This is a genomic window from Arsenicibacter sp. R0_47 (assembly GCF_057652235.1).
Genome location: NZ_JBYFCJ010000005.1, coordinates 382,960 through 409,858 on the forward strand (window position 1 = coordinate 382,960; position 26,899 = coordinate 409,858).

20 protein-coding genes and 1 tRNA gene are annotated in these 26,899 nt (G+C 51.1%); 4 read left to right on the top strand and 17 right to left on the bottom strand.

The genetic code is table 11. The annotated features are described in order from the left end of the window. Positions 1-22: 22 nt before the first annotated feature. Positions 23-3,319 (bottom strand): SusC/RagA family TonB-linked outer membrane protein, encoded by a 3,297-nt coding sequence (locus AC23NW_RS13040; RefSeq protein ID WP_487450003.1) that lies wholly within the window; start codon positions 3,317-3,319, stop codon positions 23-25. A gap of 458 nt (positions 3,320-3,777) precedes the next feature. Here AC23NW_RS13040 and AC23NW_RS13045 point away from each other — a divergent pair, with 458 nt between their 5' ends. Continuing rightward, complete coding sequence (locus tag AC23NW_RS13045; protein WP_487450004.1) at positions 3,778-4,389, top strand: TMEM175 family protein; 612 nt, start codon at positions 3,778-3,780, stop codon at positions 4,387-4,389. A gap of 109 nt (positions 4,390-4,498) precedes the next feature. On the opposite strand, the gene AC23NW_RS13050 is transcribed toward AC23NW_RS13045, so the two are convergent. From AC23NW_RS13050 to AC23NW_RS13110, 13 genes are all read right to left on the bottom strand, one after another. Beyond that, positions 4,499-5,260 (bottom strand): SDR family NAD(P)-dependent oxidoreductase, encoded by a 762-nt coding sequence (locus AC23NW_RS13050; protein ID WP_487450006.1) that lies wholly within the window; start codon positions 5,258-5,260, stop codon positions 4,499-4,501. Positions 5,261-5,338: 78 nt separating this feature from the next. Next, positions 5,339-7,948 carry a carbohydrate-binding domain-containing protein gene (locus AC23NW_RS13055; protein WP_487450007.1) on the bottom strand — a complete coding sequence of 870 codons (2,610 nt, stop codon included), beginning with the start codon at positions 7,946-7,948 and terminating at the stop codon, positions 5,339-5,341. Positions 7,949-8,028: 80 nt separating this feature from the next. Continuing rightward, positions 8,029-9,030, bottom strand: coding sequence for an acyl-CoA thioester hydrolase/BAAT C-terminal domain-containing protein (locus tag AC23NW_RS13060; protein WP_487450009.1), 1,002 nt, complete (start codon positions 9,028-9,030; stop codon positions 8,029-8,031). A gap of 117 nt (positions 9,031-9,147) precedes the next feature. Further along, on the bottom strand, positions 9,148-9,441 hold the full coding sequence (locus AC23NW_RS13065; RefSeq protein WP_487450010.1) for a hypothetical protein: 294 nt from the start codon (positions 9,439-9,441) through the stop codon (positions 9,148-9,150). 216 nt (positions 9,442-9,657) lie between these two features. Then, a complete protein-coding gene (locus AC23NW_RS13070; protein WP_487450012.1) occupies positions 9,658-10,815 on the bottom strand; it encodes an NAD(P)-binding domain-containing protein in 1,158 nt (385 codons plus the stop codon). A 131-nt stretch (positions 10,816-10,946) separates the two neighbouring features. Beyond that, on the bottom strand, positions 10,947-11,834 hold the full coding sequence (locus tag AC23NW_RS13075; protein ID WP_487450013.1) for a YitT family protein: 888 nt from the start codon (positions 11,832-11,834) through the stop codon (positions 10,947-10,949). A 14-nt stretch (positions 11,835-11,848) separates the two neighbouring features. Continuing rightward, positions 11,849-14,149, bottom strand: coding sequence for an efflux RND transporter permease subunit (locus tag AC23NW_RS13080; RefSeq protein ID WP_487450015.1), 2,301 nt, complete (start codon positions 14,147-14,149; stop codon positions 11,849-11,851). A 100-nt stretch (positions 14,150-14,249) separates the two neighbouring features. Continuing rightward, positions 14,250-14,636 (bottom strand): hypothetical protein, encoded by a 387-nt coding sequence (locus AC23NW_RS13085; protein ID WP_293840339.1) that lies wholly within the window; start codon positions 14,634-14,636, stop codon positions 14,250-14,252. A 239-nt stretch (positions 14,637-14,875) separates the two neighbouring features. Beyond that, positions 14,876-16,372, bottom strand: coding sequence for a catalase (locus AC23NW_RS13090; protein ID WP_487450016.1), 1,497 nt, complete (start codon positions 16,370-16,372; stop codon positions 14,876-14,878). Between the two features lie 112 nt (positions 16,373-16,484). Continuing rightward, on the bottom strand, positions 16,485-16,613 hold the full coding sequence (locus AC23NW_RS13095; RefSeq protein ID WP_487450017.1) for a hypothetical protein: 129 nt from the start codon (positions 16,611-16,613) through the stop codon (positions 16,485-16,487). A gap of 46 nt (positions 16,614-16,659) precedes the next feature. Continuing rightward, positions 16,660-17,208 (bottom strand): YceI family protein, encoded by a 549-nt coding sequence (locus tag AC23NW_RS13100; protein WP_293845983.1) that lies wholly within the window; start codon positions 17,206-17,208, stop codon positions 16,660-16,662. A 180-nt stretch (positions 17,209-17,388) separates the two neighbouring features. Then, positions 17,389-17,901, bottom strand: coding sequence for a Fur family transcriptional regulator (locus AC23NW_RS13105; RefSeq protein WP_293845980.1), 513 nt, complete (start codon positions 17,899-17,901; stop codon positions 17,389-17,391). Positions 17,902-17,981: 80 nt separating this feature from the next. Beyond that, the gene (locus AC23NW_RS13110; RefSeq protein ID WP_487450020.1) at positions 17,982-20,231 is read right to left on the bottom strand and encodes a RelA/SpoT family protein; all 2,250 of its coding nucleotides are present in this window, start codon (positions 20,229-20,231) and stop codon (positions 17,982-17,984) included. 249 nt (positions 20,232-20,480) lie between these two features. Here AC23NW_RS13110 and AC23NW_RS13115 point away from each other — a divergent pair. Continuing rightward, positions 20,481-20,565: transfer RNA gene (locus tag AC23NW_RS13115), tRNA-Leu, on the top strand. Positions 20,566-20,674: 109 nt separating this feature from the next. Then, positions 20,675-22,042, top strand: a complete 1,368-nt coding sequence (gene tig / locus AC23NW_RS13120) for a trigger factor (protein ID WP_487450022.1) — start codon at positions 20,675-20,677, stop codon at positions 22,040-22,042. Positions 22,043-22,096: 54 nt separating this feature from the next. Here tig and AC23NW_RS13125 read toward each other — a convergent pair whose 3' ends face one another. Further along, on the bottom strand, positions 22,097-22,549 hold the full coding sequence (locus AC23NW_RS13125) for a helix-turn-helix transcriptional regulator (RefSeq protein ID WP_487450024.1): 453 nt from the start codon (positions 22,547-22,549) through the stop codon (positions 22,097-22,099). A 193-nt stretch (positions 22,550-22,742) separates the two neighbouring features. On the opposite strand from AC23NW_RS13125, the gene AC23NW_RS13130 reads away from it, so the two are divergent. Next, a complete protein-coding gene (locus tag AC23NW_RS13130) occupies positions 22,743-23,417 on the top strand; it encodes a ClpP family protease (RefSeq protein ID WP_487450025.1) in 675 nt (224 codons plus the stop codon). Between the two features lie 56 nt (positions 23,418-23,473). On the opposite strand, the gene AC23NW_RS13135 is transcribed toward AC23NW_RS13130, so the two are convergent. Then, positions 23,474-25,648: a peptidase domain-containing ABC transporter gene (locus AC23NW_RS13135; protein WP_487450027.1), complete on the bottom strand. Its 2,175-nt coding sequence runs from the start codon at positions 25,646-25,648 to the stop codon at positions 23,474-23,476. Beyond that, positions 25,645-26,790 carry a beta-barrel domain-containing protein gene (locus tag AC23NW_RS13140; protein ID WP_487450029.1) on the bottom strand — a complete coding sequence of 382 codons (1,146 nt, stop codon included), beginning with the start codon at positions 26,788-26,790 and terminating at the stop codon, positions 25,645-25,647. The genes AC23NW_RS13135 and AC23NW_RS13140 overlap by 4 nt, the downstream gene beginning before the upstream one ends. Between the last annotated feature and the right edge of the window lie 109 nt (positions 26,791-26,899).

Sequence of the window (26,899 nt, forward strand, 5' to 3'; positions counted from 1 at the left end):
GTAATGACAAGTTGAGTAGTAGTTAAAACGTGGCTGACAGCCCCATTGTAAAGCTTTTCAGGATCGGGTAGTTATGGCCGTTGCCGCTGGTGCCTGAGGTCAGGACCGCATCCGAACCGCCGAGGTTTTCAATGTCGAGGTCGCGGGTCAGGCGATACAGCGGTGACCATGACCAGAGGTTTTCGCCCGACACAAACACCCGGGCATTGCTCATCCCGATCCGGCCTACGATCTGCCGTGGCAGGTTATAGCCGATCTGGATGTTTTTCAGCCGGATATAAGCCGCGTTCTGCAGGTATTTCGTCTGGGTCTGCGTCAGCTCACCGGAACCGTTCTGGGCCGTATAGCCACGCAGGCGGGGCAGGTAGGCATCCGGATTGCTTTCCGACCACATGTTGTCCAGCTGCCAGGCCGGTACGCGGTTATACGGACGGTTGTACGGGCCCCAGAAGGTACCGGCTTCGGCACCCGGCCACCAGTCCTGCTTACCAACGCCCTGGAAGAAGGCCGAGAAGAAGAAGTTATTCCAGTCAGCTCCCGCCATAATACCGTAGGTATAGCGCGGTGTGGCGTTACCGATGATTCTGCGGTCGCCGGGATTGCCGACTGTATTGTCGCCGTTGTTGATCACGCCGTCGCCGTTCAGGTCACGGAACTTGATGTCACCCGGCAGCAACTGGCCGGTGTTCGAGGCTTTGTAAAGTGTCTGCTTCGGTGAGTTTTTGATATCATCGGCCGAGGTAAAGAAACCGGCGGTTTCGAAGCCCCAGATTTCGCCTACTTTCTGACCCACATAGTAATCGCTCAGCTTTTTGTCGGGGTTGTTGTAGCGGTCGATGGTTGCCTGGTAATCGGCCATCGTCAGGCGCAGTTCATAGTTCAGCGGCTTCGACGATACCGTGAATTTGTCGCGCCAGCTCAGAACCGCTTCCCAGCCCTTGGTCGTCATGTCGGCGTAGTTGCCTTTTGGTACGCCGGTGCCGAATACAGCCGGCAGCGTCATGCCTACCGTAAACATATCCGTAGTTTTGCGGATGTAGGCGTCGGCGGTCAGCTGGAGGCGGTTGTTGAACATGCCCATGTCGATGCCCAGGTCCTGCGTCGTTGACGTTTCCCAGGTCAGGCCGTCCGGTAATACGCCCGGCTGACTGGTTCGTTGCGGGCGGACACCGTTCAGGATGCGGCCCGATTGGGCAATCGAAAACTGCTCCTGGAAGGCATATGAGCCGATGCTGCCGTTACCCAGGGAACCGTAGGACGCCCGCAGTTTCAGGTCGGTAATAAAGCGCGGTGATACTTTCCAGAACGGCTCATTCGAGACGCGCCAGCCGGCCGATACCGACGGGAAGAAGGCATAGCGTTCGCCCGACGGGAATTTTGATGATCCGTCGTAGCGGCCGTTCAGTTCGAGGAGGTAACGGTCTTTAAACCCATAGTTCAGGCGGTAGAATCCACCCACTACAGCCCACTTTTCCCAGCCGCCACTGGTCGTAATTGACTGACCGAGGGCGAGGTTAATGTCCTGTGCACCTTCATAAATCAACCCGTTCCGGACCGCTTCCAGCCGCTTGTAGGTTGACTGTTCGTAGTTATAGCCCGCCAGCACCTTCACATAGTGATTCGGGCTGAAGTTCGGCTCATACTCCGCGTAGAGGTTAGACGCGGTATAGAGTGTTTCGCGGTAAATATTCTGGAGGTCGTTGGTGTTGGTACCGACGTACTCAATAACCCCCGGTTTGCGGCTGTACGGTACCGGCACCCGTGTCCGGAATTCGTTGTCATCCGTGTTCTGGAACGTAAAGTTGCCTTTTACGCGGAATTTGTCGTTGAAGAACTGCGACGCAAAGTCCGCGGTGTTCCGGAACACCCGCTTATCCATGTCGATCCCGTTTTTACCGTACCAGAAGTCACCGACGGTATAGGCCGCCGAGTACGAAAGCGTACCGTCGGGGTTGAACATCGGCGACATATTATGGCCTTCGTCCGAGATGTTCCGCCAGATACTGCCTCCCTCACCGACGTTCAGCGGGTTATGGTATTTCATCGAGGAGAAGTCGGCGTTGTTGGTGATTTTCAGCCACGGATACAGCTGGATCGAACCTTTGGCCCGTACGCTCAGGATCCGGTAATCGTCTGAATTATAGCGAAACAGGCCTTCCTGACCATAATAACGGCCGGTTACGTAGAAATCTGACTTGCCGCTGCTACCCGAGAACGCCAGGTTATGTTCGGTAGCGCTCAGGTTCTTTTTGTACAGCTCCTTATACCAGTCGGTATTGGCGTAGTAAACGTACTCGCCGTTGCTGCCCACTTCGACCTGCGGCAGGCCCGGGTCTTTCGACCGGCGCTCTAGTTCGGCCAGATAGGCAGGGGAGAACCGCACCGTTTTGTTGACGTTCTGCGGCGTTTGCGAATAGTCATTCCATGCTGTCCATGCTTCGTTAAAGATTTTGGCGAAGGTGTAGCCGTCGGTTACGAAATCGGGTACCGTTGTCGGGCTCTTGATCGAACGGTTGAGCGAATACGTTACGCTGGTACGATCCTTAACCGGACTTTTGGTCGTGATCAGCACTACACCGAACGCGCCCCGCGCGCCGTAAATCGCCGCTGATGACGCATCTTTCAGTACCGAAATAGACGCAATGTCATTGGGATTCAAGCGGCTCGGATCACCTTCAACACCGTCGATGAGTACCAGTGCATTACCGCCCTGACCAATCGAGGTTGTCCCCCGGATGTTGTAGCGCGGCGACTGCGTGGGTTTCCCGTCGCCCATGGTCAGGTTCAGGTTCGGAATCACCCCTTGCAGGCCCTGCGAGAGGTTTGGCAATGAGCGGTTTTCGAGTACTTCGCTCGTCACCTGATCCACTGCGCCGGTCAGGTTCACCTTTTTCTGGGTGCCGTAACCAACCACTACCACCTCATTCAGCGCCCGCGCGTCTGCTTTCAGACTGATGTTGATGGTGGTCTGATTCCCCACAGTCAGCTCACGGGATTCATAGCCGACAAAACTGAAGACCAGCACGGCATTTGCGTTTGGAACCGCCAGTTTGAAATTACCGTCTGCATCGGTAGTCGTGCCTTTTGTGGTTCCCTTCAGTACAACACTGACGCCGGGTAGTCCGCTGGTTTTTTCACCGTCGGTAACTCTGCCCTGAATGGTGATGTCAGCCATAGCGGTTGTGCCCGTGTTCGGCAGTCGTCGGGCTGATGTTGGTTTTTCATACGCCAGCTTCGTCTGCTGACCAGCTGCCCTGGTGGCCGGAACATACGCCGTCATCCAGGCTACTCCGCTGAGCAAGAGTATTGTTTTTTTCATAAGTTGTTAATAGGTAATCGATAAGTAAGTTGTTGACAGGTAATGTATTTGCAGCATTAAGATTGGCCGATATACTACCGGCAGGAAGGCCTGCTGCGTCCGTTGGTAACTCAACCTGAACGCAGCAGCGGGAGCAGGAATAAGTATGGTTAGGTAAGCGTCATGTTCATGGCTGCAAAATTCAGCGAAACGCCTCTTTTTTGACAACCGAAAATCGTTATCAAAACATGAAATCTAAATACAAAAATGTAAACAAAATGTAATGATTGGTTATTTGATAGGTCTCATAAACGACATACTCCCCTCTGTATGATACTGTACCTGCCGGTGTTTCCGTAGAAAGGCTTTAGATTCAGTAGTAAGGTAATATGTAAAAAATGTTATAATGTTAATATATTAGCCGGATGCGATAATGCCGGTGCATAACCGGTACATCAGGAACCTATTGATAACCGGATATGGAAAAGAAAACAGGACGGCTGGAAGCATTCAGTGATGGTATTTTCGGGGTGGCCATAACCTTGTTAGCCGTCAGTATAGGGGTCAGCGCTTACCCTGATCCCACAGACCGCTCGTTATGGACTAAAATTCTGGACAAATGGCCGGAGTATTTTACCTATTTCAATTCATTTGCGACCGTACTGCTTATCTGGATGGGACACCACAATATGCTGAACAGAATCTGGCGGGCAAATCACCTGGTTATTTTGTTAAACGGGCTCGTGCTATTGTTTGTCGTTTTGTTTCCCTACCCAACCAAAGTAGTCGGTAGCTTTATCGATACACCGGCCATCCATACAGCAGTTGCGTTCTATACCGGGTTCACCGGTATTATTGTAGTATCCATGTTGCTGCTTAACGTTGGTATTGTAAAGAGTAAGGGTCTGATTATTAATCCTGAAAAAGACCTGGACTGGTTTGCAGGGCAGATAAAACAGCAGATTCTGGCAATTCTGGTATATGCTGTGGCGTCATGCATTGCCTTTTATGAACCCTTTTATGCGCTGGGTATCACCTTTCTGATGTGGATTTTCTGGGCGTTTGTCACAAAAGAAACACTGGATGGGTAATGGTTTGAACAGTCTGTTTAATCACCTGTTTGGAGATGAAATTGTACAGAAACTACCTTATTTCTGTACAATTTCATCTCCAAACAGGTGTCTTTTAGACAGTATATATCTACTGCCGGTAAGCCCGAAGTGCTGGTAAACCGATACCAGAAGCATCAAAACCACCGTCGACGGCAATCATCTGGCCGGTAATAAAGGCGGCTTTCTCCGAACATAAAAAATAAATGGCTTCGGCAATTTCCTGTTCAGTCGCTGAGCGGTTCAGCGGAATACCGTCGTAATAAGCCTTGATAATCTCCGGTGTATGGACGGCCGCAGCCAGTTTGGTCTTCACTGGGCCGGGCGACACACAGTTTACGCGGATGCCGTAGTCGCCGAGTTCGATGGCAAACTGTTTGGTCAGGTGAATAACCGCTGCTTTTGACGTGCCATAGGCAACCCGCAATGTACTGGCGCGGAGACCTGAAATAGAGGCAATGTTCACGATAGCCCCCTGGCTTACTTTCAGGGCGGGAAGGACTGCTTTTGAACACAGAAAAATGCCGTCAAGGTTAGTACTCATCGTTTCCCGCCAACAGGCAAAGTCAGTTTCTTCGAGCGGTTTAAAGTAGGCGACACCGGCATTGTTGACCAGCGCGTCAATACGTCTGAATCGTTCCAGAACGCCGGTAATCATGGCATCAACGCTGGCAGGGTCAGAGACATCGCAGACGACAGGCAGTGTGCCGGGCAGTTCACCGGCTGCTTTATGTAGTTCGGCTTCGTCGCGGTCGATCATGGCAACCTGCCATTGATTGTCCAGAAAGAGTTTTGCCGTGGCCAGCCCGATACCACGGGCGGCGCCGGTTACGATGGCAGTTTTTTGTGTCATGGGATTGGTAAGGGAATAAAAAAACGTGGCGGAAGTTTCCGAACTTCCGCCACGTTTGCGGGCTGGCAACAGACAATTTTAAAAAGTAATGGTATTGACCGTAGCTGACGACGAGGTTGTCGGGCTGGCTTTCAGCGTGGCTCCCGTATTAGAGTAGGTGCCGCCGGTGTATACCCCCCAGCCCGACGAGTTTCCGGTAAAGCTGCCCCCGGAATAGGTGCCGCCGAAATAAATTTTGTACTGGGCGTTTTTGGCCAGATCAGGGGTTGAAAAATGGAAGTAGTAAACCGCATTTTTAGGTTTAAACGTAACCAGATCTTTACCACCTGCATCTTCGATATGCAGCACTGATGTGGCAGCCAGCTGTGCACTCGATGTAATGTATAACCCCACCTGCGACGACCCTGTGCTCATGGCTTTTGTCATGCGCGCATTTGAGCCGGCAGAAATGAGCAGTCCGCCGTTTATGAGGAAATTGCCATTGTAATCAATGCCTTCTTCCGGCTGACTGGTCGGTCCGCAGATGATGGCAGTGCCGCCTTTCATGGTGATGTTCCCGTTGCTGTCGATGGCGTCGCTGCCGGCAACGATCAGTATCCCGCCGTTGATGTTGATGCTACTGCCATCGTTCGATTCCGTACCCCCGACAACGGTACCCATCGACGCATTAATGCCATCATTGGACGCTGTGACGTTAATGGTGCCGCCGTTAAACGTAATGATCTTTGATTCAATGCCTTCCGTTGCTTTGGTGATGTTGACTGTACCGTCGTTGATGGTAATCGACGTTTCCGATTTAATGCCGTCATCAGTGGCCGCTATCGTCAGCTCGCCGGTAGTCATGACAAAGGCACCGTCACTTTTAAACCCTTTCGCTTCGCTGGTCAGCGCGCTGCTGTAGGTGTATTTTGCGCCCGATGCCGTAATGTTAATTTTGCCGCCGCTGATGGTGGCCGTACCATCGACGTTGATGCCTTTACCGCCCGCTCCCGTACTGACAATCGTTAAGGTACCGCCTTTAATCGCCAGATTTTTATCACAGTTAATGCCGGCCGGCGACGCAATGTCTGTGTCAGCCGTAACGTAGTAGGCTGCCCCCGAAGTCGTTATGGTTACCGTACCGGCTGTCAGCGTAAAATCGCCTGACGTTTTGATGCCTTTTGACCCCTTACCGCTAACAGACAGTGTGACGGGATCGGCGGTGTTGATGGTAGTGTAGCCTTCACTTTTCAGGGCATTTCCCTTATCGCCGGTTGTGGTCACTTTAATGGTTCCGCCTTTGATCGAGATGTAGGGCGTAATGGCCGTATCGGTTCCGTCATACGGAGCCGTAATGCCGTCGTCGACGCTGTTTACCGTAACAGCACCGCCGCTGATGATAACGTAGCCTTCTTCCGCTACAATGCCGTCGCCGGACGCCGTTACGGTAACCGAACCGTTATCCATCGTGAAGTAATCGTTGGCATGGATACCGTCCTTTACCGCCGATTTTACCACAATCGTCGCCTGACTGACGGTTATGTAGTCGTCGGCTACAATCCCGTGTTTATTGTTGCCGGTTACGTTCAGCGTTCCGGTACCGGTGAAGGCCAGCTGCCCTTCGCTGAAGAACGTACCTTTCTGATCTTCACTGCTGGTGGCATAGGTCGCCCCGTCGGTGAGCGTGTTGGTGGTGCCGGCTACCACGTTGATGGTCCCTTTTTTACCCGACTGGCTGTTGATGGCCGGTCCGTTGCTGTTGGTGATCGTAACCCCTTTCAGGGCGATGTTGTATTTATACTCACTGTAAATCTTGAAGCTGCCTTTTGAGGCCGTCCCTGACAGCAGATAAACGATTTCCTTCGCCGTGTTGGTTGAGGTAACCGTCACATCAGCGCCGTTTACAGCTACTTTAACACCATCGTTCTGGTAGGGGTTACTGACCGAGGCCGTGGTGCCTGCATAGGCGATCACAACCGTATCTTTTGCCGTAGTAACCACAGCACTGCCGGCAACGGTCAGGGTGATGGTACAGCTCTGACCACCGATACTCAGCACAAAGGAGGCCGTTCCGGCAGATAAAGGCGTACCGGATATGGTATAAACAAGCGTGCCGGAGCCATTGGCCAGCGTGCCGGCTACGAGCGTTGCGGTCAGGCCTTCAACACCCGTTGAGGCCGCCATGGAAATAGCATAGGCCCCGCCGTTCCCGCCGGTATAGGCCATCGTCACTGAACCAGAATAAGCCATTCCGCTGGTGCCGGACGACGGTGCCGCCAGACAGGTCAGGGAAGAGATGGCCGCTTTTGAGGCGGCGACGGGCAACGCGAGCGTACAGGTCTGGCCACCTAATGCAATGACAAAGCTGGCAGTACCGGCTGTTGCAGGTGTCCCCGTAATTTTATAGCTGGCTGTACCACTGCCATCGGTTAAGGCGCCCGCCGCTAATGTGGCGGTCAAACCGGTTACGCCGGTTGAGGTCACGCCGGTTCCGTCTGCGTAGGTTGCTCCGTTACCGCCGGTATAAGGAACGGCAGCCGTTGCGGCAAACGATGTGCCGCTTGTGGCCGAAGCCGAAAACGTAGCAGAAGCACAGGTAAGGGCCGTAACCGAGGCCGTTTTGGCCGCAATGTCATCGGTCTTACAGGATTGAACAAGCAGGACAAAGAGGATGAACAAACTAAGTAGTAGGGTGCTTCTTTTAAACATATTGGTCGTCGTTTTTACAAGGGGTACTTCTGACATTACGACAACAAGCTGAAAAGTGTGGCACTGCCTGCAAAAAAAGGTTACTTTTTCCGGACTGACCGGAGCCATTTACGCCAGTCGCCGCCTACTTTATCCCAATTGTATACACTGTAATCAATGGTGCCGTCGGCCCGAACGGGAAAGAAATTGTGTTCGGTACCGGCATAGGCAAGAAAGGTGAAATTGCGCCGCTTCCGGCGGATAACTTCGGTATGCAGGTAGTCGTTGAAGGGAGCGCTCTCGTCTTTGGTACCGAACGTGACCAGTACCGGAATGGATAGTTTGAGCAGATAATCAATTGGCGGAATGGAAAAACTGAACGTGGCTTTATGGGAATCACCTTCGGGGTGGATCGTTTCGGGGTGTAGAACAACCTGTTCCCAGTAATCGAACTGTTCGTCGGTGAGGTGGCTGGTTGAGTCAGTTTCGTGCCGGCGGGTCTGCTGGATAATCGAGTTAATCCGACCCAGCGGATTGCCGCCTGAGTAAATAAGCTGCGTCACCTCAGGGCTGACCGACGCCATTTTCGCACAGATTGTACTACCTTCAGAATGACCGGCCAGTACCAGCTCTTTCCGGCTGACCCACGGCTGTTTTTGCAGAAAACGGATAATATGCAGGTTACGGCTGACGTAATAATCCAGATTGTTCCGTTCGTTGTAGGCCATCGGAACCATACCACCGGCATCGCGGTAGGTGTAGTTCCGGCCCAGTGTTTTAACATCGGCCAGAACCGGAATATACGGTTTGCTGACAATGACGAGGTGATAGATTTGGGTCAGGCTGTCGGTCGGAAACGTAAACACACCATACATGCCTTTCTCATCGTATTTAATCAGTGGCTGCGGCAGACTGCCCTGGACGTAGAAAAACAACGGCTTTGGTTTCTGCTCGTCGCCTTTCCGGCTCTTGATGAGTAGATCGACCGGATCGCCGTTGAAAGTGGTGGTCAGGTGCCGGAAGCCGAAATCAGCAGGTGTTTTGTCCTGCGCGTTAATTCCGGTAAACAATAAACAGAGTACAAACAGGAAAAATAGTTTCATTGGTATGCTATAAACAACCTGATCACGAAGCGATGGCAATTTATAGCATCTGTTTACAACAGATGTTCTCTCGCGTGTTAACAATCCTTAAAAAGCGGGAACGCTGTACCGGAAAACTTATTTCCACATGTTGGTGCCATAAAGTACCATGACTTCCTTCCGCTTTTGGGTATATTCATCATAGGCGTTAGGGGCGTTGAGATTCAGTTTTGTACCGTCGCAATAATACTGATGCTGATTGAGCGAACTGGCTAATGAATTCTGGACTTCAATAACCGTTTTGCCGTCATACTCGTACACGACGATGCCGTTCAGCGTGGGGCCACCCATAAACTGTTTAAACTGGTCGTTGAGCCATTTGATATTATTGACCGGGTCTTTAATGCCACATACAATACGATCCTGAGGCATAATGGCTGACCGTGATTGGCATCCAATAACGCTTGTCAGAAGAACAAGCAACCGAATCAGAGAAGATAAATGATTTTTCATAACAGTATAAGGGTCTGGTAACACAAAGACCCGCTACGGCCCGAAGAAGTTGTAAGCGGTAAAAAAAAGGCTGCTCTGACAGTTTTCGTCCGGGCGAACGGGTCAGAGCAGCCTTTTTTCTAATACCTGAACAGATCAGGTGGTTGCCGGCTGCCGGTCAATCGTGGCTCTGCCAATGACCTGTGCGGCGGCGCGGACGGCGATGGTAAAGCCAAAAAACGGGCCAAAGTCATTTCCGGCCGGAAAGCTGCTGAAATACAAGCCCGGTACACTACTCTCAAAGGCTGTATTCAGTTGCGGAAAGCCATTCGTTTGGTCAATCTGAGCCAGCAAACCGGGTGCCAGGTAAGGCAGGCGGCTGATGTTAACCTGATAACCGGTCGCCAGAATGACGGTGTCGACCGTACACGTATCTCCCGATGATAGGGTGACCGCCAGACTTCCATCCGGCTGTTCCGTCACGGACTGCAACTGCGTTTGCGGGTGCAGAAAAACTTTGTCAGCGGGTAACCGGCCGGCAAGCCAGGGTTCAACCTTCAGCCGTCCTTCGGCCCAAAGCCGGTAGCGGTGAGTTTCCTGTTCATCGGTAGCCGCATTGCGGAACCAGGCCGGTTCATCCACGATCCGGTCAACAAGCGGCGACACCCACGACCAGTCGGCTTCAATAAAGGCCGGGGTGTCATGCCGGTAGGTCAGGTGAACCGCGCCGGCACCGGCTTCGGCCAGCAGGGCCGCCCATTCAAAGGCACTTTGCCGGCCACCCACCAGCAACACCCGTTTGCCCCGGTAAGATGCCATATCGACCGCATCGACGGCATGCCGGTACCGACCGGAGGGAAGCAGGGCTTTCACCGGTTCCGGTTCATGCGGGAAATAGCCGAAACCGGTTGCCAGCACAACCTGATCCGCCAGGATGGCTGTTCCGTCGGTTAGTAAAGCCGTAAACTGATCGCCTTCTTTCGACAACTGCTGTACGTACGTTTCCAGCATGTTGGGCTTAACCTGATCCATAAACCAGCTGGTGTAGCCCAGATACCAGTCCAGCGAGATCGGCATGACCGAATCCGGGGACTCGCCGCGGCTCCCTGCGTATTGTTCGATGGTAAAGATGTTGTCCGGATCAAGGTGCCAGTCAGTTCCTGAGCGCAGATACATACCGGCCGGCATGTGTTTCTGCCAGAACTCCATGGGTTTTCCGGCAATGAGGTAGTCTGCCTGCCGGTGTTGCAGGTAAGCGGCCAGGGCCACGCCGAACGGCCCGGCCCCAATGATAAGCAGAGGTGTATGTTGCATGGTGGTAAAGGGGTTAGTGCCTGGTTAGGGTATGGTAGTCAAAAACGTGACACAGTTTTTTTTACTGATCAGCATGCTCAACAAATCAAAAAAAGGGCAACCACGTGGGGTTGCCCGTACAGGATAAGCTATTAATGCAGCGGCCTGCTTTTGACCATACCGCCTTTTGCATCGTCAATGCTGTGGTTGACGATAAAGGCCTTGGCGTCGATTTCGCTGATACGCTCCCGGAGCCGGTGTAGCTCCAGACGGGTAACGACCGCGTAAATGATGTTAATATCGTTTTCGCGGAAACCCCGTTTACCGTACCCTTTTTCGCCTTTAAAAACCGTTACGCCTCTGCCCAGTTTCTCGGTAATCATCTGACGGATCCGTTCGTGGTGGTCAGAAATAATGATAACCCCAGTGTATTCCTCGATACCGTGAATCAGAAAATCGACGGTTTTTGAAGCGGCCAGGTAGGTCAGCATCGCGTACAAGGCCGTTTCCATGTTCGTCAGTAAGGCTGCCGAACCGAAAACCAGCACATTGATGACCATAATCACGTCACCGACGGAAAGCGCCGACCGGCGGCTGACATAAATGGCCAGTACTTCGGTGCCGTCGAGCACCCCGCCGCCCCGGATGGCCAGTCCGATGCCGGTGCCCAGAAAAAAGCCGCCGAACACCGAAATCAGCAGTTTATCGGTTGTCACAATCGGATACGGGACAACCACTAAACAAAGGGCCAGCATACTGATGGCGACAATGGTGCGGACGGCAAAGCCAGGCGATACCTGCCGGTAGCCGATCCAGATAAACGGGAGGTTTACCAGAATGACCAGAATCGCCAGTTCGACACCGGTGACCATCTCCAGCAGCAGCGAAATACCCATGGCCCCGCCGTCGAGAAAATTATTCGGGAGTAAAAAACCTTTCAGGCCCATGCCTGCGCTTAGTACACCCGTAAGCAGGAGCGCAAAATCCTTGATGATTCCTGCCCTGTTTGTCTGTGAAAAAGTTGTTGTTGTGGCACTCATTTGATGAATTGGTGTTACACCCGATAGCGCTTCAGCGAGAGCAGAAGCGCCGGTAACAGCACCAGATTCGTTAAACAGGCCATCAGAACGGTTGTTGCTACTAATATGCCAAGTGCAGCCGTACCTCCGAAACTGGAGGCAGCAAAAACCACAAACCCGCCCGCCAGTACCAGCGCTGTGTAAATCAGACTGATACCGGTTTCGTGAATGGCACCCGTAATGGCTGCCGGTGGTTCGAGCCCCAGACTAAGCTGGCGGCGATAGCTGGTCAGGAAATAGACGGTACCGTCTGACGCCAATCCGAACGCAATGCTGAAAATCAGGATGGTAGATGGCTTGAACGCAATATCCGTATAACCCATGATGCCGGCCGTTACAACGAGCGGAATCAGACATGGTAGTTTCGACAGAATAATGATCGGAACCGACCGGAACAGTACCATGCCCACTAAGGCAATTAATAAAATCGCGATAACCAGACTTTCGTACAGGTTACCCAGTAAATAATCGTTGCTCTTCAAAAAGACCAGGCTGTGGCCGGTCAGACTCACTTTATAAGGCGTGCCGGCAAACAGAGAATCGATACGCGGTCGCAGACTATTCATTGTTTTCTGCAACCGGATTGAGCCGATGTCGGCCATCTGGTAGCTCACCCGTATAGTTTGCTGTGTGCTGTCCATCAGTGATTTCGCCAGCGATGACTGGTTGTTGCCTGTCCCGAGCGGACTGTCTTCGGCCAGCTTTTTGAGCTCCATAGCCGGTGGCAGCACGAAATATTTCGGATCGCCGCCACGATAGGCCTGGTACCCGAACCGGATTACGTCGACCAGCGAGCTGGGCTTCGAAAACTCCGGATAATCGTCCATTAACCGCTCCAGTGCCCGAACCTTATACAGCGCCCGGCCAGCGTCGGCAAACGCCCCTTTCGGCTTGCCGGTGTCGATCATGATCTCCAGCGGCAGCGCACCCTTGAACTGCTGTTCAACAAACCGGAGGTCTTCGTATACCGGATCATTTTTCGGCAGGTCATCGACCACGTATCCTTCTACCCGGACCATAAACAGGCCCAGGGCACTGATGATGGTAATGACCGTGATGATGCTGTAAATGAGCTTCCGGCGGTTATGCACCAGAAAATCAACCCGGTTCAGGAGCCCGCGCCAGCGGCCTTCACTGAGGGTATGTCCGCCCGAATCCGATGGTACCGGCAGATAACTCAGAATGATCGGCACCATGATCATACAGATGACATAAACGGCTAATACACAGATGGCTGCTACAACACCGAACTCCATCAATAACCGGCTGTTAGTGAAGTAAAACACGCCGAAGCCGATGGCGGTTGTCACATTAGCCAGTAAGGCCGATAATCCGATTTGCCGGATCATGACCTCCAGGGCCTGTTGTTTGTCTCCGTGCGCGGCCAGTTCTTCGTGGTATTTGTTGACCAGGAAAATACAGTTCGGTACCCCGATCACAATCAGCAGCGGTGGCAGCATACCGGTCAGCAGGGTGATTTCGTACCCGAACGCCGCCAGGGTGCCGATACAGACCGAAACCCCCATAATCACCACGGTCAGCGAAATCCAGACGACGCGGAATGACCGGAACATCAGCCAGACCATCAGGCCGGTTACCAGGGCCGCCAGCGCCATGAACAGTTTCATTTCGCCCGAGACCTTTTTCATGACCTCCGTCCGGATGGAAGGTAGCCCTGAGTAGTGAATCTGAATGTTATGTTTCTCCGAAAATTCCTTGCCATACTGCCGGATCGTTTCGACAATGGCAATCCGGTCGCGGGAATTCAGCTTTTTTTCATCAAACGAAATGGCCATCAGGGTCGCGTGGCTCTTCGGATTGTAAAGTAATCCTTCGTAAAACGGCAGCGACAACACCTGACTTTTCAGACTGTCCACTTCGGCCTGCGTTTGCGGTCGTTTCGAAATCAGCGGACGGATCGACCAGCCGCTGTCCGGTTTGTCGATTGTGTACAGGTGCGTAATCGACATGGCTTCCTTAACACCGCCCAGCTTACGAACCTTTTCATTCATGTCGTACCAGCTCTGGTAAACCGGCAGATCGAACCAGCGGTTATCCTGCCAGCCAACGACCATCAGGGTACCATCGGCCCCAAACCGTTGTTTGAAGCGTTCGTACTGATACTGAGTTGAATCTGATAAAGGCAACACACGGGCGATCTGATACGATAACTGAATCCGTGTACCCAAAAAAGCCATAACGGCCGTTAACAGAACCATAGCGCCTACCCAGAAAAGCCGGTAGGCAAGCAGTGTACGGGTTATTTTAGACCACATGAGGTGAGTAATTAATGAACAGTAGCCTGCGTAACAGATAAGATAGAAAGGCTACCCTGCTGCGAGTGGCAGATGAAGAGAACGATAGCATATGACCCGGTTAAGGGGCATTAATCGCAATCTGGTGTTCGAAAACAGAACGTAGAAAAGAGAATAAAAAATAGGACCGGTGCGGTTGCTGAAGGCGGCCGAAACCGGTAGTACCAATAAACGGAACGAACAGGTGAGGCGTCAGATCCGGTGATGAATGGGGCGGTACATTACTATTGACAGTTGCCAGCGCATCTGCCGGATGTTTATGTAGAGTCGGGTAATTGTCTGATTCTGCGTTGACAGACTCCTGCTTCAGGTAGGTGATATGTACCTGTTTCTGAATCAGCGGCTTTGAGCCGGCAGAGCGGACCGGCAGCAGCATACAACATAGCGCAACTGCCAGCGGACTGATCAGTTTAACCCATTGTCGTATGTGAAGCGGCGTTCTCTGCATAATTAAACTACAAAATACGGCCTATTTTTTCAGAGGTGCAACCCAAACGACGAACAAGGCAGTCAGAAAACCCGCCTGATCACAACTGATTTAAGAAAGTTTAATAATTTGATAAACGTGCCTTTTCAGATACAAAACAAGGGTTCCGGTCTGTTACCTGTCAAGGCAAAACAGCCGGCCGGAGATAATCCGGCCGGCTGCCTGACTTTATTCGATAAGAAACCAGCTGTCTGAACGAATCAGGACTGCATGGCTGGCATAAACTCAGCTACATTCACGCCCAGACCTGCTGCTACACCCATACCGAGCTGGATATCTGCCCGGAAAAAATGGCACAGCTGCCGGTTGATAATCATGTCTTTTTTAGGGCCTTCGATGCCTTTCATTGCACCAACAATGTTGCTTACCAGATTCTTGCGGTCCTGTTCGTTCAGCGCCTTTTTATAGAATAAGCCTGGCTGGGTATAGTGATCATTCTCACCGGGGGCATTCCGGTCATACCAATCGGCCAGGGTCGAATCCAGCGACCAGGCCGGTTCTTTATAAGACTGATCCACCGCAATATCGTCGAAACTGTTGGGGAAGTAGTTGGGTGCGCTGCCGCCGTTGTCGTCGACGCGCATGTGGCCGTCGCGCTGGTAGTTACGGCCCATATACGGGCAGCGGTTTACCGGAATCTGCTCATAATTTACGCCAAGGCGGTAGCGGTGTGCGTCGGGGTAAGATAATAACCGGCCCTGAAGCATTTTATCCGGCGAATAGCCGATGCCGTCAACGATGTGCGCGGGAGCGAAGGCTGCCTGCTCCACCTGGGCAAAGTAATTGGCCGGTACTTCGTTCAGCTCCATGACGCCGACATCGATCAGCGGGAAATCGGCATGCGGCCATACCTTCGACAAATCAAACGGATTGAAAGCAAAAGACGTTGCCTGCTCCTCTGTCATGACCTGAATTTTGAGGTTCCAGCGGGGGAAGTCGCCGCGGTCGATCGACTGGACCAGATCCCGCTGAGCGTGATCCATGTCCTGTGCTTTCATATCGGCCGCTTCGTCGTTCGTGAAGTTTTTAATACCCTGGGCCGTTTTGAAATGGAATTTTATCCAGACCCGTTCATTATGAGCATTAATCATACTGAACGTATGGCTGCTGTAACCATTCATGTGGCGGTAAGAAAAAGGTGTTCCCCGGTCGCTCATCAGAATCAGTACCTGATGGAGCGATTCCGGATTCAGCGACCAGAAATCCCACATCATCGTCGGCGACTTACAGTTGGTGCGGGGATCCCGCTTCTGTGTATGGATAAAGTCACCGAACTTCTTCGGGTCTTTCACAAAAAATACCGGAGTATTATTGCCGACCAGGTCCCAGTTACCGTCTTCAGTATAGAATTTGACCGCGAATCCGCGCGGGTCGCGTTCGGTATCGGCAGACCCTTTTTCGCCGCCTACCGTTGAGAAACGGGCCAGCATCCGGCACTGGTTGCCGATTTTGCTGAACAGCTTAGCCTTGGTATACTGCGAAATATCGTGGGTTACCGTAAACGTACCGAAAGCGCCTGAGCCCTTGGCATGCACTACCCGTTCCGGAATCCGTTCGCGGTTAAAGTGAGCCATTTTCTCATGCAGAATATAGTCCTGCAGCAAGAGGGGACCCCGTGGTCCGACACTCTGCGTATTTTCGTTCTCTGCATAAGGCCGCCCTGAAGCCGTCGTCAATTTCTTATTCTGTTCGCTCATGATAAAGAAAAGTTGTTGAGTATGAACGGCAAGGTAGGTGGTTTCTGCCAGGCTTTAAAATCATCCTATCTGGCGGGCCACAGGATAGGGCTATCTGTTATGCGGCAGGGGATTATTCCAAAGCCTGATACACCGTTGACCGGAATTTGCGGACAAAGTCGCCGTAATGGGCGTAGGGGTGTACGTTGGTGAAAACCAGGGCCTGGTCGTTTTTACACAAAGAAAAAACGGCATGGCTCATAACCGAACCATGCCGTTAAGCAATATATTTATTTTACACCTAAAGCTTATGCCTGCTTAGCCATCTGGATGTTCAGCACCAGTTTAACGTCGTCTGATACAACAACGCCGCCTGCTTCTGTTACCGCATCCCATGATAAGCCGAATTCTTTCCGTTTGATCTTACCGCTGATCTCAAAACCAGCTTTCGTATTGCCGTAGAAGTCAACCATCTGTCCGCCGTATTCAACGTCGAGTGTAATTGGTTTAGTCGTACCACGGATGGTCAGGTCGCCGGTTAATGTATACTCATCACCGCTTTTTTTCGTAAAGCCGGTTGATACAAATGTCAGTTGCGGGTGGCTGGCGGCATCGAAGAAATCGCCTGATTTCAGGTGACCATCACGCTGCTCGTTGCCTGTAGAGATGCTGTCGATGTCTGCCGAGAACGAAATTTTAGCGCCTTCCAGCGAATCGCCGGTTGTTTCCATGTTGGCGTCGTAGCTACCGAATGAGCCGGTAACAGTTGACACCATCAGGTGTTTTACTTTGAAATGAACTTCTGAGTGTGATTGATCGACAGTCCAGATTGCGGTTGAAGGAGTTTCAGTTGCCATGATTTTATGTGTTTTTGATCTTAATGTTATTACATTCAATGTATATACATGTAAATATCGCAAAAGGTTCTGGACCTGCAAAAAAAAACTTGCAAATTTTCAGAACAAGGTTTTAAACAACAACAAAGGTCATCGTTAGCCCGATGACCTTTGTTGAGTAATGATATGTAAGACAGTATATTAGTCTTCTCCGTGCAGCTGTACCTGTAGGTTTTTCGCTGTTTCGGTTTCGTTACGGTTTTCGCAGTTTTCGCGGGTACAGCTTCCGTAAAAAATCAGCGAGTGGTGCATAACGTTAAATTTCAGCATATCACCTACCATATTCTGGATCGTCTGAACGCGCGGATCGCAGAACTCCATCACCTTATGGCAATCAGTACAGATCAGGTGATCGTGTTGCTTGTAGCCATAGGATTTTTCGTACTGCGCCAGGTTGCGGCCGAACTGGTGTTTGGTCACAAGGTCACAGTCCACTAAAACATCGAGTGTGTTGTAGACGGTTGCCCGGCTGACACGGTACTTCTTGTTTTTCATGGAGATATACAACTCATCGACATCAAAGTGATCTTCGCGGTTGTAAATTTCTTCCAGTATGGCGAAACGTTCCGGCGTTTTCCGGAGCCCTTTGTTCTCCAGATACGCGGTAAATATCGTTTTTGCGGCTTCGAGGTTTGTTTGTTTCGGCGCAGGCATAATGATGCAAAGTTAATGGACGTCGTGAGTAACCGGCCACCTGCAGCAAACTTTTTACAGGAATCCGGTTACCGGCACGGTTAGTCAAAGCGGACGACTTCAAAAACACCACTCACCCGTTCGAGCTTCTGCACGAGGGTTTCCAGGTGTCCGGTGTCGTGTACATACAACTTAATGATTCCTTCAAAAATTCCGTCTTTCGAGTCGATCGTAACCGAGCGCATATTAATATGCAGTTCGTTACTGATAATCCGCGTGACGTCGTTGACCAGACCAACGCGGTCGGTACCCGTAATGCGGAGGCCGGCCAGAAAGGCAAGATCGCGCTGCGAGGTCCATTTGGCCTTAATAATCCGGTTGCCATGGTTCGACATGAGCTCAACGGCATTCGGGCAGGAAACGCGGTGAATCTTGATGCCTTCATTGATGGTTACGAAGCCAAACACGTCGTCGCCCGAAATCGGATTACAGCACTTCGCCAGTGTGTAGTCGATTTTATCCATGTCTTCGCCGATCAGCAGCATGTCTGCATCGGCACGGTCGCCATGGATTTTTTTGAGCTCCTTCTCGAACGTTTTTCCGTCCTGAATCTTATCGGTATTGAGTTTATTCTGCCGGTTTTCCTTGGCGTCCCGGTCAATCTTGAACCGCTTCAGTTCATTTGGTTCAATGTGCCCTTTGCCGACGCGGTAGTAAAAGTCATTGACCGTTTTTGAGCCGAAAAAGGCCCGCAGCTGGTTCAGGGTTTCGTTGTTGACCTCAACCCGGAGCGTTTTGAGCTTTTTGGCCACAATGTCACGGCCGTCGGTAATGTAGCGCTTCTTTTCCTCCTTCAGCAGGTCCTTGATTTTGGTCTTAGCCTTTGAGGTCACTACAAACCGCAGCCAGTCTTCACTGGGTTTCTGCTTGTTGGAGGTGATCACTTCGACCTGATCGCCGTTATGGAGTACGTGGCTCAGCGGTACCAGAATATTATTGACCTTGGCGGCCATACAGCGGGCACCGACCTGCGTGTGAATGTCAAACGCAAAGTCGAGGGCCGTTGCCCCGCGTTGCAGGACTTTCAGATCGCCCTTTGGCGTAAAGACAAATACTTCTTCGCTGTAGAGGTTGCTCCGGAAATCATCGAGGAATTCAATTGCGCCGGTTTTTTCGCCCTGGGTCGTGGTTTCGAGCATGTCCCGGACCTGACTGATCCAGACGTCAATCCCGGCAGCAGTACCGGTTTCGCTGCCTTTATATTTCCAGTGGGCGGCATACCCTTTCTCGGCGATTTCGTTCATCCGCTCAGTCCGGATCTGCACTTCCACCCACTGACCGGTTTTACTCATGACGGTCGTGTGCAGGGATTCGTAGCCGTTGGTACGCGGTGTACTGATCCAGTCTTTCAGCCGGTCGGGGTTCGGTTTGTAATGATCCGTTACGATAGAATAAGCCCGCCAGCAGGCCGATTTTTCTTCTTCGTGCGGGACATCCAGTACAACCCGGACGGCAAACAAGTCATAAATTTCCTCAAATGGTTTTTTCTGTTTGCTCAGTTTATTCCAGATCGAATAGATTGACTTGGGCCGGCCCTTAATCACAAACTTGATGTTTGTGGCACGGAGATCTTCCTCCAGCGGTTCGATGAACCGGGCAATAAACCGGTCGCGGGCAGCCTTGGTTTCACGTAGTTTGCGGGCAATGTCCTTATAGGCTTCCGGCTCAACGTATTTCAGATACAGGTCTTCCAGTTCCGACTTAATAGCATACAGACCAAGGCGATGTGCCAGCGGTGCATATATATATATGGTCTCGGAAGCGATTTTCAGCTGCTTATCCCGCGGCATCGAGTCGAGGGTCCGCATATTATGCAGGCGGTCGGCAAGCTTGATCAGAATTACCCGCACATCATCGGAGAGCGTCAGCAGCATTTTCCGGAAATTTTCGGCCTGCTGTGAGGTGCCGTATTCGAAGTAGCCGGAGATTTTGGTCAGTCCGTCAATGATTTTAGCCACTTTGGGGCCGAAGAGCCGGTCGATATCCGGAATAGTCATGTCGGTATCCTCGACCACATCATGCAGCAGTGCAGCAACAATAGAGGTAGTACCGAGGCCAACTTCTTCGACGGCAATCTGGGCAACGGCAAGCGGGTGATAGATATAAGGCTCACCAGACCGGCGGCGCATGTTTTTGTGCGCTTCAGCAGACGTATTAAACGCTTTTTTTATCAGTTTGGCGTCATTGTCTTTCAACAGTGGCTTTGCCGCCCTCAGCAGTCGACGGTATCGTTTCAGGATTTCGCGTCGTTCCTGCTCCAGATCAATGTAGGGCTCTGCAGTTACGTTCATATCGGTAAGTTCGGCTCTGGAAGATGTAGATTTTGGTAACCTATCCCTTCTGTTTGGTTGTACTCTTAGTTCCAAGTTACGGACTAATCAGTATGAAGTCAATGTGAAGAAATCAAAAAAAAAAAGTTTGGACAAAAATTTGCAATCAGAAAAAACATACCTACTTTTGCAGGCCGATTCAGATGAACGACGACTGAAAACAAAATAACAGTGCTTTCAGCCGAATTTATCGGATCAACATACCGAACTGCGGGCGTGGCGAAATTGGTAGACGTACTTGACTTAGGATCAAGCGCCGCGAGGCATGGGGGTTCGAGTCCCTCCGCCCGTACCAACTCTTTGAATGAGCGATTTGTGAATTAGTGAATGAGTGAATTTTTAAATTCATTTTCTGTTCGCTCATTCACTCAATCGCTCATTCGCAATTTATAACGAGCATAAACGTGGATATAGCCTTAGACAAAGCAAGCGAAACGCAAGCCTCTCTGAAAATCACTCTGAAGCCGGAAGACTATAAGCCGGAAGTTGATAAAAAATTAAAGCAGTATGGTAAAACAGTGGCCATGAAAGGGTTCCGCCCGGGTCACGTACCTGCTTCTTTGATTCAGAAAATGTATGGCAAAAGCATTCTTGTTGATGAAATCAACAACCTGCTGGGCCGTACGGTCAGCAATTATATCCGCGAAAATAAATTACAGGTAGTTGGTGACCCGATTCCTGACCGGACTGAAGCCGAATCAATTGATTGGGATAACCAGACTGAATTTGTTTTCAGCTACACACTGGGTATGGCGTCTGAATTCGACATTCACTTCGATCAGCTCCCTTCTGTAACAGAGTATACCATCACGGCTTCTGACAAGGATGTTAACGAGACAATCGACAACCTCCGTCAGCAGTTCCATAAGCACGAGCACGCTGAAGAGGCTGCCGAAGGCGATACAATTTTCGGTGAACTGAAGCAGCTGACCGGTGCAACAGAAGGCGACGCTGAGCCATTCTCGGCTAAAACAGCCCTGCCGCTGAAGCAGGTTGACGCGGATTACCTGCCGACATTTATCGGCAAGAAAAAAGGTGAAACCTTTACGTTTGATATCGCAGCAGCTTTCCCTGATGACAAGTCACGGGCACATGCTACGGGCCTGAAACCGGAAGAAGCAGCACAGCTGAGCGGTGATTTTGAATTCACTATTGAAGACGTAACCCGCCATGCACCGGCCGACATCGATCAGGATCTGTTCGACAAGTCACTGGGAGCGGGTCAGGTTGACTCGGAGGAAGCGTTCCGCGAAAAAGTAACGGAGATCATCAGCGGCAACTTCAGCCGTGAAGCCAAGAGCATGCTGCGTTACGACATCGAGCGCATTCTGTTAGAAAACATCCCGATTCTGTTGCCGGAAGAATTCCTGAAAGACTGGCTCGTTGAAAACAACGAAGGCAAGGTATCACGGGAGCAGGTTGACGAGCAGTTCGAAGATTTCGCCAAATCGGTGAAACTGCAGCTGATCAAAAACAAAATTGCCGAGCAAACGGATATCAAGGTTGAATTTGCCGAAGTACTGGCTGCTACCGAGCAGATGGTACGTGAGCAGTTTGGCTTTGCTAACTCGGACGATGATGAAATCAACAAAACGGTTGAGCGCATCGCCCGTAATTACCTGGCCGACGACAAAAACAACGGTCAGAACTACACAACGCTTTACAACCGGATCTACGACGATAAAGTACTTGACTATGCGAAAACGCAGGTTAACGTAGACCCGAAAGAGGTTTCGTTCGACGAGTTCAAGGAAATCGCGCAAAACCGGTAGATATAGCCCGCTCAGGGAGAGGCTAGTGGAAAACCCACTAGCCTTTTTTTATGACTAAAACCCAATCCGTTCGCGGGCAGGAGCCGGTTGCGGCGTCAGTGCGTTGATCAGTTCACGGGTTAACTGTTCCTGGGTAACGGCACGTTCGTAGCGGCGCTTCCAGTTTTCAACCTCCAGCGTAAGCTTTTCAATTTCCAGCTGTTGTTTCTCGAGCAGCAGCTGAATAGCGCTCATATCAGGCGTTGGCGTAGCCTGGTGCGTAACCGGTACCGCTTCAAAAGCCTGCTGACTGACCGCCGGGAGCGAAGGCGGCAACAGGAGCGAGGCACTGTCTACCCCCAATACCTGAGCAATTTGCTCAAGCCGGCTGAGGGTAATGTCGGTTTTGCCGCGTTCGATATCGCCATAGGCCGTTGTCGATAAATGGAGCAAATCGGCCATATTTTCCTGCGAGTACCCCCGTTGCAGGCGTAGTAAACGGATATTTTCGTTAATTTTTGTCTTCATCTTAAGTATCAACGATAAATTCTCAACCTAAACTGGCAGTACTTTTCAATTGCATAACGCATTTTTGCAACAGAAGAATTCAAAACGGGGTTTAGGATTATGGAATCGGGGTTTACCCTTGTGTTATTAACAAGAATCTGTTCGTAATCTTTTACTGATATACCCTAAAACCACAAACTAAGTAAAGCAAAGCATGAATTTCGGACAAGAATTTCGCAAGTACGCCGTTCACCACATGGGCATGAATGGGTTGACAGTAGACGGATACATGAATCATACCGTCGAAAATATGACACGCTCTGTAATCGAAGAGCGGCCGATGAACTTCCGTGAGGTTGACGTGTTCTCACGCCTGATGGCCGACCGGATTATCTTTATGGGCATGGGTGTCGACGACAACATTGCCAACATCATTGTGGCGCAGCTGTTGTTCCTGGAGTCGGCCGATCCGCGCAAAGATATCCTGATGTACATCAACAGTCCTGGCGGCTCGGTGTATGCCGGTCTGGGGATTTATGATACAATGCAGTATGTTCGTCCGGACGTGGCAACGGTCTGTACAAGTCTGGCCGCGTCGATGGGTGCCGTATTGCTGGCCGGGGGGGCTGCCGGTAAGCGTTCTGCCCTGCCACACGCCCGCGTGATGATTCACCAGCCGTCGGGTGGTGCACAGGGCCAGTCGGTTGATATCGAAATCACCGCCCGTGAAATCGTGAAACTGCGCGATGAACTGTATAGTATTCTGGCGCTGCACAGCGGACAGACCAAAGAGCAGATCGAAATTGATTCAGACCGCGACAAGTGGTTCCGCGCCGAAGAAGCCAAAGTCTATGGCCTGATCGATGAGGTATTACGCCGCGAAAAATAAGCCGGTTTCCGGCCAGTGCGCATCCCCGCTTCTTCCTGCGAAGAAGCGGGGATTTTTTATGCCTGAATGGTTTCGGTTTGCTGTTGCCAGAAATGGCGGTAAACCTGTCCGTGAGCCATCAACTCGTTGTGAACACCTTCTTCCACAAGCTGCCCGTTGTCAAGGACCAGGATTTTATCGGCATTACGGACGGTGCTAAGCCGATGGGCAATGATAATGATGGTCTTACCGGCTTCCCGCAGTTGTTGTATGGTTTGCTGAACAAACTGTTCTGATCCGGAGTCCAGCGCTGACGTAGCCTCGTCAAGAATCAGGATTTCGGGCTCGCGATACAAGGCGCGGGCAATGGCAAGGCGTTGTTTCTGACCACCTGACAGCATGGCACCGTTTTCGCCCAGGTAGGTATGAAAACCGTTTGGCAGCTTTTCAATAAAGGAAAGTATGCCTAACTGACGGCATAAATCAATAATCCGCTGCATGTCCGGAAGAGGATCCCCAACGGCAATGTTGTCAACGACATTACCGGCAAACAAATCAATTTTTTGTGGAACAACGCCTGTTATTCTGCGCAGACTGTCTGCATTAATGTATTTTGTGTCATAGGTGCCAATGTGTATGCTGCCTTTCTGTAAAGGGTATAACCCTTGAATCAGAGAGAGGAGCGTCGACTTGCCCGAACCGCTTTCGCCCACAACCGCAGTGATTTGTCTGGCCGGAATGGTTAACGACAGGTTTTCAAAAACAGTGGTTCGGGTGCCGTAACGAAAGGCGACATTCGTAAATGTGATGTCGCCGGTCATATCTGGTTTCAGCTCAATGTTGTTGTCAGACGATTCCTGGGCCAGATCCATGATCTCAAAAAGCCGGTCAGCGGCAATCAATGCTTCCTGGATATTGCGATTAGCTCCGATGAGGCCCGAAGCTGGGCCCGTAAAGTAACCGATCAGCGCATAAAAAGATAGCAGTTCGCCGGGTGTAATTTCCCGTTCCAGTACATAATATCCACCAACCCATAGCAGGATGATGGTAAACAAACGGGTGACCAGTTCGGATGTTGAACCCAGATAGATACTGCGCTTGCCCGAAGCAAAAACCGTCATTAGTAACTGTACAAACCGATCCTCTGTTTTTTCGCCGGCATGGGTCTCTAATCCGAAACGCTTGATGGTGCTGATTGCGTTGAGCGATTCAACAAGTTGGGTTTCCAGATCGGCGGCATTCTCCATTAACTGACGCTGAAAACGCCGGTTGATCCGGTTGGCGAGCCAATAAAGACCAACATAGAAGGGAACAACCAGCAGCATTACGACGGCGAGTTTCCAATAATAGGTAAACATCAGGCCAAACGAAAACAGAACAATCAGCAGATTGACAATCAGACTAAGGGCTGTGTCATTGATGAAAGCACGGATTTTGACCGCATCATTAATGCGTGAAATAATTTCGCCGGTCCGCATAGTATCAAAAAACGATTGCGGCAGCCGGAGCAAATGTTTGTAATAGCCCAGGATCAGGGCAGCATCCATCCGTTGGCCGGTTTTCAGGTTAAACAGGCTTTTAACGGCTCCGATGAACAATTGAAGCAACAAAGCGGCAATCATCACCATACTGAGCAGATTCAGTAGGTTCTGATTCGCATCAGGAAGTACGTTATCAACGATTTTCTGGACATAAACCGATGTCGTTAAGCCAAGCAGGGTATACACGACGGCACCGACCATGGCTTGTATCAACACGATCTTATGCGGTTTAATGAGAAGCCAGAACCGTCTGGCAACAGACGTGGTCTGATTTATTTGCTGAAATCCGTCGTCCGGTAGCAGTAATACCAGGACACCCGTCCATTCTTTTTTAAACTCGCTAACTGCTTTTCGGTGCATCCGGCCATCGCCGGGGTCCATGTAGGTGATGTCTTTTCGGGTGACCTTATAAATAACCACGTAATGATGCAAGGTTCCCCGAACGACTACATGGGCAATGGCTGGTAGGGGAATTTTGGTCAGGCTCTCCAGCAGATCAGCACTGCCGTTTGCTTTTACGCCTTTGGCCTGAAAACCCATCTGTTTGGCTGCCTCAATCAGGCCCAGCACATTGGTGCCTTTCTGATCGGTACTGGCAAGCTGCCGGATGCGAGCGACGGGCATGAGCAACCGGTAATGCGCAGCAACAGACGCCAAACAGGCTGCACCACAGTCGGTAATATCGCGTTGTTTAACCTGAATGCGTTTCATGAACGTGCCGGGTTTAGCCAGTTATCGGCTTTGTCGTAGAGCAATTGAAACAGCGACCGGCGGGTTACGGTGAAACGTGCCTGAACAGTCATGCCTTTTTTGAGATACCCATGGTAGCCGTTTTTTAACTGTAAATAGGGTTGATCGATCCGGCAGCGCACTTTAAACGCCGGTTGATCTTTATTGACCAGAGTGAAATCGTTGGCAACCTCACTGACATGACCCACGACCATGCCCCATTGATTATAGTCGAAAGCCTCCACCTGAAAACGAGCCGTTTGGCCGGTTCTGACCAGACCAATATCTTTCGGAGGAACATAGCATTCGACCACCAGTGTAGAATCCGGAGACACGAGGCCGACCACTTCGCCGGCCTGAATAACACTGCCGGCATACCGGCCGCTTAATTGGCTGATGGTACCGCCAACGGGAGCTTTGATGGTATAAAGAGCCTGTTCCTGCCGGAGTTGCCGCGTTTCGCCCTGTAACCGGGTGAGTTCGAGCTGATGTTGGGCAAGTGCCTGCTGCCATTCAGCCCGCTGCCGTTCGACCAGAGTTTGGTGCTGCGCTACCGCCGATTGCAGGGCAAATTCCTTGTCTTCGTGTTCGGTGCGGGCAATCACTTTGTCGGTCAGTAATTTCTGACTTGTTTCCAGCTCCCGTCTGCGTTTGGCCTGCGTCTGCAGGTTTTCGCGGTTCAGAAACCGGAACTGCTCAAACTGTTGCCGATAAAGAGGGGAATGCAGCCGTAACGCAGGAACCAAATCAGGAGTTGCTGTAAAAGACTCATTAGAAAGTGATGTTAAAAGGTGTAAATCGTGAATGTAGGTTTGTTTTTCTGCTTGTTGCAGGGCGAGCAGGTATAGTTTAGTGTCAAGCATTTCAGTTTGCAGGCGCAGCAGCGGTTGTCCGGCCCTGACGGGTTGCCCTTCCCGGACATACAGACTGGCAACGATACCGTTTACCTGAGCCTTTACCTCAGAGCGCTCAGCGACCGGCCGTATCAGGCCACCGGCCCGTACCGACACATCGACATATACAAACGGCAAGGCCGCTGCCGTTGCCAGTACCGTAAAGAGAATTGTTGTATAGATGAGCTGTGAACGCGTCGAGACGGTGGGGAGGTAGGAAAAAGTATCCATCGTTCATTAGCTTAATTATATGACTCTTTTATTGAGGTGGTCCGGTTTAGCGGCACACTGAACTTGCAAGTTTAGTATAATACTCCTGCTCAAACTGTTCAGGGCTTTT